The organism is Deltaproteobacteria bacterium, assembly GCA_016178705.1.
Lineage (GTDB): Bacteria > Desulfobacterota > Binatia > HRBIN30 > JACQVA1 > JACOST01.
This window is the reverse complement of the sequence record JACOST010000028.1, coordinates 460,451-474,536: the sequence shown is the minus strand read 5'-3', so window position 1 is coordinate 474,536 and position 14,086 is coordinate 460,451. Positions and strand designations below refer to the sequence as shown.

Annotated in this window: 4 protein-coding genes; all 4 read right to left on the bottom strand. The window is 64.4% G+C overall.

Going from position 1 to position 14,086, the window contains the following annotated elements; genetic code table 11:
• Window positions 1-6 precede the first annotated feature (6 nt).
• A complete protein-coding gene (locus tag HYR72_19150) occupies window positions 7-1,269 on the bottom strand; it encodes a hypothetical protein (GenBank protein ID MBI1817098.1) in 1,263 nt (420 codons plus the stop codon).
• Window positions 1,270-1,502: 233 nt separating this feature from the next.
• Window positions 1,503-2,576 carry a hypothetical protein gene (locus HYR72_19145; protein MBI1817097.1) on the bottom strand — a complete coding sequence of 358 codons (1,074 nt, stop codon included), beginning with the start codon at window positions 2,574-2,576 and terminating at the stop codon, window positions 1,503-1,505.
• 134 nt (window positions 2,577-2,710) lie between these two features.
• A complete protein-coding gene (locus HYR72_19140) occupies window positions 2,711-12,415 on the bottom strand; it encodes an Ig-like domain-containing protein (protein MBI1817096.1) in 9,705 nt (3,234 codons plus the stop codon).
• A gap of 443 nt (window positions 12,416-12,858) precedes the next feature.
• Window positions 12,859-13,989, bottom strand: coding sequence for a hypothetical protein (locus HYR72_19135; protein MBI1817095.1), 1,131 nt, complete (start codon window positions 13,987-13,989; stop codon window positions 12,859-12,861).
• Between the last annotated feature and the right edge of the window lie 97 nt (window positions 13,990-14,086).

Genomic DNA, 14,086 nt, shown 5'->3' with positions numbered 1-14,086 from the left:
CGCCTCTCATTTCGCCATCCACGGCGCCGTAGGAAAGGGCGTCGGGGACGGTGTCCGGGCCGCGATTTGGCGAAAGTAGTCAGGCACGAACTGCAGCGTCTGCCCCCCATCGGTGGTCTTGTAGAGTCCCTCGTCGTAGGTCGTCACCCAGCCGTTGGTCGCGTCCGTGAAGGACACGCCGGATAGGTTCTTCGGAGTGTCGTAGCTGATGCGCGCCCAGGTCGAACCGTCCCATTTTAGGAGAAGAGCCCGCGGTGGTTGGGGTTCAGGTACCGGCGTGCCCGTCCCGTCGTAGCTCCGTAACCACGATCGCGTGAACCCATTGTCGGTACCGGCTGCCACGACCAAGTTCGAGCCTGCAGCCTGGACCTCGTGGATCTCGTCCTGCGCGTCTCCTTGGAGCGGAATGTGCGTATCCAGCCACGTCTGTCCTCGGTCACGGGACACGAAAACCGAGCCGTACTGCGACGCCAGCCCAACACAGAACCCGTCGGAGCGACAACTCAGGTCTCGCAACTGTGGCGAGTTCTGAACCGGGGCCCACGTCACGCCGCCATCGAGCGTCCGGTAAAGCCCGTTAAAGCCACGATTCTCTCCGCCGACGCCGATGCCTTCTTGGCTATCGAACATCCAGAATTGGTTGAACGGCGCCTCGCCCTTGGCCGCGAGGACAGGCGTCCAGGTCGCGCCCGCGTCGGTCGTCTTCAAGAAAATCCCTCGTTTCACCCACCCTTCCGTCTCCGTGCGGAAGAACAAGAAGCCGCTGAGTCGATCGCTGCCGCCAGTGCGGGGGTTCACAATCGCCGGCGTGACGATGTCAAGGGTGCGCCCCGCGTCCTTGCTGCGATACAGCTTTTGGCCGCGGCCGGTAAGAATCCACAGGTGTTGCGCGTCGGAAAAAAACACCCCGTCTATCCCGTCCACTGGGTAACTCGCGGGCGGGTCCAAGATGACCCGCCAGTTGGCGCCCCCATCGTCCGTGGCGATCACCGTCCCCGTGGGCCCGCTGTCGTACACAAAGCCGTGATTCGCGTCGAAGAACCTGACCTGCGTCATGAAGCGCTGGAGATCATCGGGCAGGTAGTGAGGGCTTTGGGCGCGCGCCGGCACGCACCAGGCGGCGACCAGCACCGCGGTGGCAATCGGCGCCCAGGGCGTCAGCGCGCGCCGGTTCCCGCGCGCGCGATGCTGGGCGCCTGGAGCGGGTTGAGGGTCACCAAACTCAGCCGCCGCTTGCAGCGCAACCCGCCGCCGATCAGCCTGCTGCATGCGCGCTGCGCGAGCGCGCGCGACCAACAACGTGAGGCCGCGGTCATTCGCGCCCTCAGAGCCTGAGATCGCGTGGATTTGGGTTCGGTGGTTCGTCATCTCTCTATTGCCGTCATCAACAAGTCAATACTCAAGCCTGATCCCACACGTTCCCGGACTCCGAACGTTCCCGACTGTCGCCGAGTTCTCATGATCTCATGATCTCATGATCTCAATCCTCATCAGCATCGTGGTCACGGCGTCGGAGGTGTTGGAATCACGAATGGCGTCGGGCTCGGCGTGAGCGCCGCGATCTGTTCGAAATAGTTCGCTACGTAGCTCAAGGTCTGGCCACCGTCCGTCGTCTTGTAGAGGCTGTAGTTGTGGTCAGGCCCGAAGAGGTCGTGCTCGCACGTGGCCTCTCCGATCAACCATCCATGCAGGGCATCGACAAAGTACATCGCGGTGACTAGCCGCGGCTGGTCGTAGGTGGTGCGCTTCCATGTTGCACCATCCCACTTCATCAAGAGTCCACGCTCTTGAGCGACGGGCGGGGGCGCAGGCTGCCCAGCATCCAAGTAAGGTTTCACATCCCGAGCGTAGCTATCGCCCTCATCACGACCCACTACGGCAACTGAACTCGGATCGATCGCCTGTATCGCGCTGAAATTGTCTTGGTCGGGCCGCAGCCATGGTAGGTTCAAGTCCTGCCACGTCGCGCCGTGATCGCGCGAGACGAATACTGAAAAGTCGTGATAAGGGCCCAGGCCCGCGCAGAATCCGCCTTTGGTGCAGCTCACGTGCGACATCGCGGGCGCGTTGGGCACTGCCGTCCACGTAGTACCGCCATCTGTCGTGCGCGCCGCACCCTTCGGTAAGTTAGTACTCGTGATCCCAATCCCCTCGTTCGCATCGAACATCCACATCTCGTCGACACTTCCGAGTGCCGGCGCTAGAGACATTGCGGACCACGTCGTGCCGCCGTCGGTGGTCTTCACCAGACTTGTACACGCGGCCCATCCGAGCTCATCAGTTACAAACTGGAGGCTGCCACACACATCTAGGCTGTCGGGTTGGCCGCGCAGGCGACCCGTACCAGAATACGTTGGCCTCGACACATCAAACCTGCGTCCCCCGTCGTTGGAACGATAGAGTGTGCCGCGAGTCGTCAACACCCAGAGCTTCTGAGAATCCGCCGCGTAGAGCGCCTCTACACCGATCGCCTTGTCGGACGCGCCACCCGGGAGATCCAAGACCAAGCGCCAGGTTGCACCGCCGTCTTCCGTCCCGATAATCGTTCCCCCGCCGAAAACGTACCCACCGGTCATGTCCAAGAATGAGGCCTTGTCAAAGCTCCGCTGAAGTTCCTGTGGGAGACATTTGAGCGGCTGGGCGTACCCCCGGCGAAGCGGCAGTCCAAGGACTACGAGGCTCGCGAGGGCAAGGTGTGATGCGCGTCTGGCTAGTGTGGCTGACATGCAGCGACTCCTGTTCCGCACTGGAGTGGGAAGCAACCATCTCCGGGAAACTTGTCTTCGAAATAGTACGTCAGCGGATCCGGGTTCGGTCCTTGACTCGGTGGCGTGTCGACTAACACATCCACGGCTCGGGCGTGCACTTTCTTATTGTCCGGCTGCCCTGTGTGCTCCGCCGCCAACGGAAATGGTGAGTAGTGATTGGAGCCCAGATTCGCGATCTGGCTTTGCAGCGCCACAACGCCGTCGCTAGTCGTATTGTCGAAGCCGGGACAGAAGTTCGCGCTACCGACGAGGAAGTTCCCGACGGAACTCGCTGATGGCGCCGTTGTAGCGATCGCATGCACTCTCACGGGATCGCTGTCAGCGGAGAACCGAGAATAGGTGGTGCTTCCCGTCGCCAGGTCGTAGATGGCGGCGCCCGCATCGCCGCGCTGGCGGGCGTCCGATGTCGCTCGATTGTAAACGTAGAGCCGTTCGGGATGAAAGGTCGGTAGATGCGCGAAGCACAGTTCTCGTACGTCTGGGCTGCACACATAGTGAGTGACGCCGTTCGCAAACGGACTGCCGCGTAACGGTGACCCGATGGTTACCACCCGCCCGAAATCGCCCTGCCAAAAGTTGTCGGGCCGCTGATACCGCGTCTTCTCGTCATCACGCCTCAACGTGATCGAACCGTACCCGCCTTCCCCGGTCGGCAACATCGGCGGTAGCGCTGGGACGGTACCGTCGGGATTGATGGACGAGTTTGCAGGGTAATGGATCGCTCGGGCGAGCGGTGCTGGTGCGGTGACGCCTGGTCCCGGCGGTGGACCCGCAATCGTGTCCGTCGTGTACCATCGAGCCAGCACTCCGCCAAGACTGTGCGCCAAGAGGTCGGGCTTCGTCATCGCGATCTTCTCGTCGGTTACTGCCTTCCGTCCTTGAGAATTGCTGCCCTTGGCCAGCGCTTGATCGCCGTGACCCGCTCGAAACTTCGCAGCTAGATCAGCCACCGCCGTTGGCAAAACATTGAAGACGGCATCGACTCCCGAGATATGGCGATTCGAGTAGTCCGGAAGGACAAACAAGATCCCGTTATCGCCCAACGTTTGCGGCAGGGTCGTCCCTTGAATCGCCGCGGCACTCGAAAACAACCCGTGCAGCACCAAGAGCGGCGGGCGGACCAGTCGCAGAGTCGTGCTCGATACCTCGATACCGTCCGCTTCAGCTGTGAGCTTCAGATCGACAGTCGCTGGTTGCGACGCTCCAGGTGTAAACGGAAGCAACGTCGGCGGAGTGTAGACCGCAACCGCGACGAGCCGGTTGGTCGGTGGGGGTCCAGGCTGCGTGTCGACGGTGAGCACCGTAGTCGCCGAACTCGGGAAGCCGTCAATCGATAGCGAGCCGAAGGGCGAGTGCTTGTCGTGATGATTCGAATAGAGCTGAGTCGTGGCGCTCAGCGTGAACTTGACGTGCTTCACATTGGAATCGCCCGGCAGCTCCTGTCGCAGGACGAGTCGACTCAGCCCATCGGCGACGGCGCCATCCATCGCGCGGGTCGCATCACCCAGCCTTGGGACATCATTGATCAGTGTCGTGACCAGATCGTTCGGGACGCTGCCTCCGGGTTGCATCGCCGCGGTGAACTTGTCTCGATACGATCGATACTGCGCGTCAATCATCGTGAACGTCGAGCACGCGGCGATGTCATTTGCAGAGGTGCTACCGTTGCTCCCAGCCAACGATCGGTGCGCGCGCGACGCCTGATGGCTCTGCCCATTGGGACAGTTCGTCGCGCCCGGCGAACAGGGCGTCACAGCAGACGACAAGATGACATGGTCCGTTGGCGATACCTGCACGAAATGCACTCCTCCCGCGCCGGTCGCCACCGCGGCGACCATCCCGCCCGCCCGGTCGCGATAGACCACCACCGCCGTGGCCCGCGCGCCGCCAAGATTCACTCTGCCGAGTACGCGGTCGTCGATGCCGTCATTGTCATCGTCTCGACTGCCGCCGGGTACGGACAGGTCGATGATCGCCAGACCTGTCGTGCCGTCGGCAACGAAGAGGAGTTGCGTGGCCGGGTCTTCAGCTATGCCGCGCGGCGTGCCCGGCGTCTTGATCTTGCCGATGCCGGAGGTGAGTCCCGGCGCGAGCGTCGCGCCGGTGTTGTCGAAGCCGGCGGGAAGCGGCGGGCCGACTTGCGGCGTGTTCGCGGCATTCACCGGGATCACGCACAGCGACGACGCTTCACAAGGCACCACCGCGAGATCTCGCGCTACTGTCATCGCCTGGGTGGGATCGAGCCGCGTCGGCCAGTGCTTTAACGCCCGCACCGCCAGCGGATGCCCACCGGGCGGCAGCGCCATGTCGTCGAAGGTCTTGCTCGTGTCGAGCCCGGGATCGAGCAGGACCAGTTTGTCCGCGGAGCCGTCTTGCTCCACCGCCACGACGAGTGACTTCGTCGTGTCCGGATCGCTCAGCGTATCCACCGCGCGAATCGGCACCGAGACGTTCGGGTCCGCCGTTCCATGGAATGTGCCACGTACTTGCACGTCCGTAAGCGGGCGCGCGTCCATCTCGCTGGGGACAAGGAGTTGGAGCCCGATGAACGGCTCGTTGGCCACGTACACCGCCGCGGTCCCGAACGACGCCACGGCCACCGGCAGCCCGACCTCCTTCGGCACCCACGCATAGAGGTGCGACAGATCCGTGTACCCGGTGGGCGGCGAGAGCGGCGAGTCCACCCCCGACAGCCGGTCCATCGCCTGATCCGACAAATTGAGCAGACGCGTCGCCACCGGCGTGATCGTCGGGAACGTCGACAGATCCCACAGCCGCCACGCGCCGAAGCGGTCCGGGCAGTTTGTTTGCCCGTTCTGATTCTGCGTGCAGCGGCCACCAGCGCCGTCGACGCTCATGAGGAATGGGCCGGGATAGGCCTGCGCGACGTTGATCGGCTGGACCGGTGGTCCCGCCGTAAACTTCAGCGCGCGATCCAGGCCCGACGTCGCCACCTCGGCCACGCGCGGCGGTGTCGTCGAGAGATCGGTCACATCATAGATCGCGACGCCGCGCTCGAAGTCGAGTTTGTACGCGTCGCCTTCGGCAACGGCGATGAGATCGGTGCACGGACTCACACCGGGTAGCGTCGTCGGATCGAGCCAGGCGATGTCGCGGGCATCGATATCGGGAATGGTGTGCAGCCGGACCGGCTTGAAGGTCGTGAACGTGATGGTGGTGGTCGGCAACGGATCGCCGCTCATGCTGTGGACGCCGCTCAGATCCAGCGTGTACGTCGTGTCGTAGTGCAGGCGAATCTCCGGCACGAAGGTGAGCGTCGTGTTGTGCGCCGACGGTTCGACGTGGCCGCGCACCGGGTTGCCGTTGGCGTCCTTGAGCACCAGCGGGGCCGGAATCTGCACCGGTTGCCCGAAAGTCACTTGCGGCGACGTGAGCGGATCGACGTTCTCGTCATTCGGTTGCACCGTACTGGTCTGTAGCACGGGCGGGGCGTGACTTGTGCTCAGGGTGCAGTTCGAGAAGCCGACGCCATTCACCGGCAGTGTGCACTGGCCGCCAGGCTGGTTCGGCGGCGGCGATGACGGGGCCGGTCCAGCGGAACAGCCACAGCCGTCATCCAAAACATGATCAGCCACATCGTACAGCGTAAGGCCGTTGATCGGCGTGTTGCACGGCACCGGGACCGTGTGGGTCACCGGTTCGCTGATGAAGATGGGGACGACGATGAGAACTTGGCCGAAGGTGCCGGCCACGAGCGCGGGCGTGACGTAGTCCTCAATGGCGGTCCAGCCCTTGAGGTACGCGATGCACTCCTTCGCGCGGATCAGTCCGAAGGTGCCGCCAATAGTGAGCCCTTGGAACAGACCCGGATCGGTGACGACGAGATGATTGGTCGCGTCGAAGTTGGCGGTGTCGATCGTGGTCAGCTCATAGCGTGGACGACCGGTCGCATCGGTGCGGAAGCTAATCACCTGCAGGGCGAGGTATTGATCGTCGGCCGTCGCATCGGCCGGTGCCGGGACCGACACATCGTAGTTGCGCTGCGCTTTGGTGTCGGGCGGATCGAGGTCGACCCGCACGCCGCTGAGGAGCTGGAAGTGTTGCCCCAAGTCGGGATTGGTGAGCGCGGCGAACTCGGGGTGGTTCGGATCGTCGAGCGCGAGCTTTCTCGCGATGGTTGGGTTCGCTTCGATCGGTGTCAGCGTGATGATGGTGGTGTCGGCGAACGCGCCGTCGGGAATCAGCGCTTGGTAGCGCAAATCGGCGGGGAAGCTGACGACACCGCCGGCTGAACCAATCGCCGTCGCGCCGGTGCGCTCGTCACGCATGTTGCCGGCGTCGAGCGTGACGGTGTTGCGCAGCACGTCTTCGACTTGCACCTTGATGCGGTCGCCGACGACCGCATCGAACACCGCGCAGAACGTGCCGGGCTGCGTCGTGTCGCAACGACCGGGGAAGAGCGTGTCGCAGAAGGCGCTACCACTGAAGCCGTCACGGTCAGTGGCGACGGCCGTGAACGTCTCGCCGGTCGCGTCGTTGAGAATCGTCACCGCGCTGCCCGGCAACGCGAGCTGCGCGCCGCCGCAGACGAAGACTCTTCCGGTCTGCCCGACGCTAAGGTTGTTGCCTTGATCGTCCGCCGGTAGCGACACGCGCAGCGTGTTCGGCGGCAAGGCGTCGGCGCGGAAGACGGCGGCAGTGGTGAAGTCGAAGACCAGGTTGTTCGTTGTTAGGTTGTTCGCTGTTAGGGGAGCGCCATGGAGATCGGTGATCGCGGTGCTGAGTTGGAGGCGATACAGCGTGTTCGGTGCCAGCAGATCGGTGGGCGTGATCAGCAACTGGGTGCCGTCAGTGCTCAATGAGAGACGCACGTGACTCGTGTTGGTGACTCGTGATTCGACGGAGAGGAGCTGGACACTGTCGGCAGTCAACGTCGCCGCATCGACCGGCTTCGAGAATCTCACCGTGATCGTGGCGCCGAGGCGGACGTTGCTGGCGTGGTTCGGCGGATCGATGGCAATGACTTCGGGACCAGTGGCGATGAGTTCGATGTCGGCGGAGAGGACGGGGATCGGGGACTGGGGATCGGGGATCGGCGTGGCGGAGACGGAACCGGAGAGATCGTGTTCGTGATCGCGAACCGTGATCGTGCTCGTCACGCCGACGAGAACCGGCAATGCGTAGCGGCCGCTCATATCGGTGATACTGATCACCGGGAACGGTGGACAGTCGGCGGTAGGCAGAGGGCAGTTCGGATACGCTTGAACCGCAACACCGCCGCGCGGCCCCGTCGCGTCAGCCACAGTGCCGGTGACCAGCGCGATGTCTGTGGGCAGCGCGAAGACCGCGTAGGTGCCGCTACCGGTCAGACCGTCGAGGCAGGCACTCAATCCTGGCGGACACGCGTCGAGCACGATGAGACCATTCTCGCTGTGCGCGAGCGCGGCGAAGATAAGCGCAGATCGCTGATCGCTTGTGGCTAAGCGCCCGAGCGCGAAACGTTGGCCGTCGGTCAGGGACGTGCCGAAGCTGAGTTGATACGCGGCGAGCGGATCGAGTGTACCGCTGACATCGAGTTGGAAGGCGCCGATCGGCGGATCGCACGCCCGGACGCCGGCGCCACCAGAGATACAGCCGACGTTCACCGGCAGGGATGCCGGTGCCACCGGACTCAGTGTGATCGCGGTCGGCCCGTTCACCGCGTTGGGCGGGATCACAAGGCGCACACCGCCGGGACCGCTCACCTCACCGCCGTTCGGGTCGATGAGATTCGCGCCGTTGCCCGACTGCGGCAGCCCGATCTCGATGTCGACACGGCCATCGCGCAGCTTACTCAACGCGAAGTCGCGGCTGGGAGTGAGTTGGAAGTATGCTCCGAGTGTTCCGGCCATAGGCGATCGGCGATCGGCCATCGGCGAAATTTGATAGCCGGACAGGTCTTGGCGTGAGCTAGTGCCGAGCACTCGGCTGCCATCGCGCAGGTCGTAGCGCTCGCGCAACGCGGCTTCGAGCAGCGTGCCGCTCGGCAGCTGCGCCGCGCTGTGCACCTGCGTCAGCACGATCGCGTGGCCGTTGGTGCCCGCCACGATCACCGGCGGATCGGCGACTATCGTGCCGCTATCGGCGTTGACCTGCGACGAATCGACGCCCTGGAGCGGCTGGCCTTGGATGGCCACTGGCGGAGCCGCCGGAGTGCTGTCAGCGACGAGAAACGCGATCTGGCTGATGGCTGATGCCTGATCGCTGATAGCCACTGCCAGAGAACTCGCATCGACCGTCGGAATCGGACCACCCAGCCACTGCTGTGTGGTGTCGTCCCAAACGGCGACGGTGATGGACGCGGGCGATACACTATCGAGGATCGCAAGTGGCACCCGCAAGGTACCAGCCCCCAACCCCTGAACCCCAGGCCCTGGAGCGACCGCAAAATCGATCCCGAGCAGGACGCTCCAGCCGAGCGGGGCGGGGTAGATGAGTCCCTGCGGGCTGAGCGGCGTGAGGCGAACCGCGGAAGGGGCTGGGGGTTCGGGGTTGGGGGTTACGGACTGGATCACCAATTCGATGGACGACGCAGTCACCGTGCCGCCGGCGCTGCCGATTTGCACCGGTACGTTGAGCGGAGTCAGGCGCGCGTCGCGGACGCGCGCGGCGCTGTGTGCGCTCAGCTCGACGCGACGCAGGTTGCGCGTGTAGCCCGGCTTGGCGAGTTCGATCAGCGTGTCCCCTGGCGGTAGCGGCGGCAGGTTGTAGCCACCATCGTGATTCGTGCTCGTGACTGGTGACTCGTCGGAGACGGCGCGCGCCGATGCACCTTCGAGTGGTTGCGCGATGCTATCGTCGAACACTCCGCCGACCGCCACACCGGGTCGTGGCGTGAAGGTCGCCGTGGCCGTCGCGGTGTCAGTCGGTGTGGGTGTTTCCGTTGCGGTGGCGGTGTCGGTCGCGGTGTGCGCCGCCGTCGGTGTATCGGTCGGGATTGGCGTGGAAGTGTCGATCGGCAACGGCGTCGGGGTGAAGGTCGGCCGTGGCGTCTCGGTCGGGATCGGCGTGTCGGTCGGCAGAGGAGACGCGGTGTGCGTCGGTTGCGGCGTGAGCGTCGTCGTCAGCACCGGCGTCGCGGTATGCGGCGGCGGGGCCGTGGTGTCGGTCGGCGTGGCAAGCGTGGTCGGCGTCTCACTCAGGGTTGCGGTGGGTGTGTGCGTCGGCGTCGCCGTCGGCGTCAGCGTCGCGGTGTGCGTGGCAGTCGCCGCGCTGGTCGCGGTGATCGTCGGCGTGCCGGCGGGGAACGCGATCACCAGGCGCGGGCCGAAGCCGGCGGTGCCGTTTCGCGATGTGTACTTCACCAAGCCGGCGAGCTTCTCGTTGGTCTTCTTGACGATCCAGCCGAAGTCTTGTGTGCCGCTGCGGAACGCGTTGATGTCGGCGGTGACGTCGAACTGAATCCAACCCATCAGCCCGCGCGTGTGCAGCACGGTGGCAGAGGCGGTCGGTGCGAACGCCGCGCCCTCCCACTGGGTCGCACAGTCGGGTTGCGAGTTGCCGGTGTTGCTGTCGGACGCGCAATGCCACGTGGCGCCCAACTCCGACCAATCGCCGGTGAGCCGGTGCACGTCGACCGTGCGGCCATCCGGTCCCCAGTTGTGGCCGTTGCGCTCGATGTACAATTCGAGGATCGCCGAGGTCGCGGGGTTGGTGCCGAGCGCGCTCAAGATGGTGTTCGCATCGAAGCCTACCAGCGCGCGGTTACGGCCACTCGCCTTGACCCGCAGAAAGCTCTGCTCGCCCTGATTCTGATTGGGCGCGCCGTGGCGCAAGTACGTGTCTGCCGTGGCGGGGAGCGTAACGGTTTGCGCGGGCGTGCCGAGTAGCAGCACGAAGCCGCCGGTGGCGCTGGCGAGGTTGCCGGCGAGGTCGCGAATCAGCGTGGTGATCGTGTGCGTCCCGGCCGCCAGCGTCGGCGCAGTGCAGGTCGCCGCCGCCGGACCAACCGTGCAGCCGGCCGTGATGTCATTGCCATCGACATCGACGTGGAAGCTAGCGAGATTCAGGCCGCCAGCGTCGTCGTACGCGACGCTGATAGCGGGGTGCGTTTCGTTGATGATCACCGGCAGACTCGGGGCAGTGATGCTGAGGCGCGGCGCGATGTCGTCGGGCGCTGCCGGATCGAACACCAGCACCAGCCGCGGAGCGTGCGCGCCGGTGCCTTCGCGCGCCGTGTACGAGACTTGCCCGGAGTCACCCTCGTTTGTTTTCTTGATCAGCCAGCCGAAGTTCGCCGTGCCGTTGCGGAACGCGCGCACATCGGCAGTGATGTTGAACTGTATCCATCCCATCAACCCGTTGGTGTGTACGACGCCATCGGTCGCGGTCGCCTCGAAGGTCGCGCCACTCCACTGCGGATTGCAGTCGGGTTGCGAGTTGGTGCTGTCGGTGTCGTCGGGGCAATTCCAGGTTGCGCCCAACTCGCTCCACTCGTCATCGACGCGATACACGCCGACCGAGCGCCCGGCGGTACCCCAATTGTTGGCGTTGTCTTCGATGTAGACTTCCAGCGTAGCCGAGCTGAGGGGGGTATCGCCAAAGGTGTCGAACAGCGCCGCCTGATCGAACGTGAGCAGCGCGCGATTGTTGCCGCTGTCTTGAATGCGCAGGACGCTCTCCGCACCTTGGTTCTGGTTCGCGCTGCCCTGCCTGAGGTAAGTGTCCCAGCGCACCGGCAGCGTCACCGACGCCGGACCGCTGCCGAGAAACAACTCGAACTCGTAGCTGGTGCTGGCGAGGTTGCCGGCGATGTCGCGGATCTCGGCGGTGATCGCGTGGGTGCCGGCTGTCAGCGCCGCCGGCGTACACGTCGCCGTGCTCGCCGCCACCGCGCAGCCACCGACGGCGGCGCCATCCACCTTGACGAGCAGACTGCTGAGGTTGAGGCCCGAGCCACCATCGCTGTAGCTGACGCCGATGGTGGGGGTCGCGTTGTTGAACACCACCGGAAAGTCGGGTTGCGTGATCTGCACCGTCGGTGGGACTTGATCGATCTGCGGGCTCTCGACAACCAGGACCAGCCGTGGCGCGTTGCCGGCGGTGCCTTGGCGCGAGGTGTAGTCGACCTGACCGTTCTGACTCTCATCGGTCTTCTTGATCACCCAGCCGTAGTTGAGCGTACCGGTGAGAAAGGCGCGCACGTCGGCCGTGACGTCGAACTGAACCCAGCCGGTCAGAGTGTTCGCATGCAGTTTGCTGGCAGTGGCCGTTGTAGCGAAGCTGCCGCCGTTCCATTGAGACGAACAGTCAGCCGACGAGTTGCCAGTGTTGCTGTCGATGCGGCAGTTCCAAGTCGCACCGAGCTCGGTCCAGTCGGCGGTGAGCCGGAGCGCGTCGACGGAGCGGCCGGTGGTACCCCAGTTGTTGGCGTTGGTCTGGACGTACAATTCGAGGGTGGCGGAGGCGACCGTACCGCTGCCGACGGCGGTGGCAATGGCGGCCTGATCGAAGCGCACGAGGGCGCGGTTGTTCCCGCTTTGCTGGACGCGCAGAATGGTATCGCTACCTTGGTTCTGATTCGCGCTGCCGCTGCGGAGGTACGTGTCGCCGACGGGTGCGAGCGTCACAGTCTGGGCGCGGGCGATGGTGCTGATCGTGAGCGCCAAGCTGAGGGCGGTGAAGACAACCAGTCGTCTCGGCGTCACTAGCAACACTCGGAACCCCGCGCCCCTGACCATCCGGTGTTACGCGGCCGCTCGTCCTGTGTGTTGAGCGCCCGCACTGTTTTTGTGGTGACGCGAATTACTCCGAATCGTTCCTTGATGTCAAGACATTTCTCGGTTACTGTTCGTGGTGTCGACTGCGTGCATCATGCACTCGCATCACCTCCGCAGCTCGCTACGTAGCCGTTGGTCAACATGAACTGAGTGTGAACTGCTCGTCCAGCCAGCGCCACTGTCGCTTCATCTGCCCCCACTCTGCTACCAACTCTGTCATAGCGGGTTGAGCGTGCCGGAATTGCTACGAGAGTACGCGACCTGGGGCCGTGTCTCTCGCGTTCTTCGTCCCTGAAGCCGGCACACCGCGTGTCGTCGAGTGGGCCGTGGCAAGCTCAAGAGTTCGTGGCCGAATTCTCGACCGGCTTCGACTACAGATCGTCCATGTCGCCCGGCACCCATTGCCACAGGTCGAGTTGTCCCGTCCCCGGAGCCTCGCCGGTCGGCCACAGATAGACTGGCGACGACCGGGTCGGCATAAAGCCCGCCGCGCGGAAGAGTTGCCGATGATGCCAGTTGGGCGCGGCGGAGAACCTCAGGCACATGCAGCCCGCTGCACGCGCGATCTTGATCAGGTGGAGCAGCAACGCGCCAGCGAAGTGTGTGGGCGAACTCGGGGCCACGAACTCCATCAGCATCGCCCCCGACGCTTCGATCTTCAGTACCGAGTAGCCGACGAGCTCGCCGCCAACCGTCAGGCTGAAGGCCGCGTACGACATCGTGGGGTGGTCGAGATAGCGCCAATTCATGAACTCGGCATCGTGAGGAGACCAGAAGCCATGCCACGCCATGCACCGCTGCATCACTTCGTCGAAGCTTGAATCGAAGCGCCGCACCTCTTGGATTGCTACTCCCGGCTGAGCGCGCACAAACATTTTGCGCCAGAGATCGAACGCGGCATCCGCGACCATTCCGGCAGCCGCGCCCGCGAACCCCGGCCATGAACGCGTGGTCAAAAACTCTTTGGTGTTGAGCAATAGGATGCTTCGCGGCACCGGCCCCAGCATGCGCTTACTGCGCCCACGCTTGACACCGGCTGCGCGCGCGATGTCGTTGGGCCAGCTCATCCCCACGCTATGGCTTATCCATGCGTGGGAGCGCGCCACTTCGCCGCGCAGCGCATCGATGCCGAGCCGTTGCCATCCCTTGGCGGTAACCGTGTCGCCCTCGAGGTCACCTTCCACCGGTTGCGTCCCGCGCGCCATCGGCCACGGCCAAGAGGATGTATTCCCGACCATCTGCCCGCTGGCCCTGTCGATCGCCACCAGACAGCGCGCCGTGCCGCAGGGGTTGCGCCGGTAGAGCCAATCGTAGGCCGCGCGCGACCGCTTGATGCCAAACGTCTCGTCGACCAAGTCATAGATGGCGTCGAACTCCTGCGGCCGCGCGCGCCGAACGTCGAAGCGCGGATGGGTCGACTCGCGGGGTGCCGGAGCGTGCAGCCACTCGGCGAAGCGGTCGACGCGCCGCGAGGTGAATGGCGCTGATGCAATTTCCGTCATGCCAGGCTCAACCTTGGTCTGACACAAGCGGATTCACCGCGGAGCACGCCGAGCGCGCCGAGATACGAATCCGCGGACCCAAGTGATCAAACCGAAG

Excerpts from the sequence above, each read along its gene's own strand:
- HYR72_19145 (MBI1817097.1), bottom strand. The coding sequence starts at position 2,576 with ATGACCGGTGGGTACGTTTTCGGCGGGGGAACGATTATCGGGACGGAA.
- HYR72_19135 (MBI1817095.1), bottom strand. The coding sequence starts at position 13,989 with ATGACGGAAATTGCATCAGCGCCATTCACCTCGCGGCGCGTCGACCGC.
- HYR72_19150 (MBI1817098.1), bottom strand. The coding sequence starts at position 1,269 with ATGCAGCAGGCTGATCGGCGGCGGGTTGCGCTGCAAGCGGCGGCTGAG.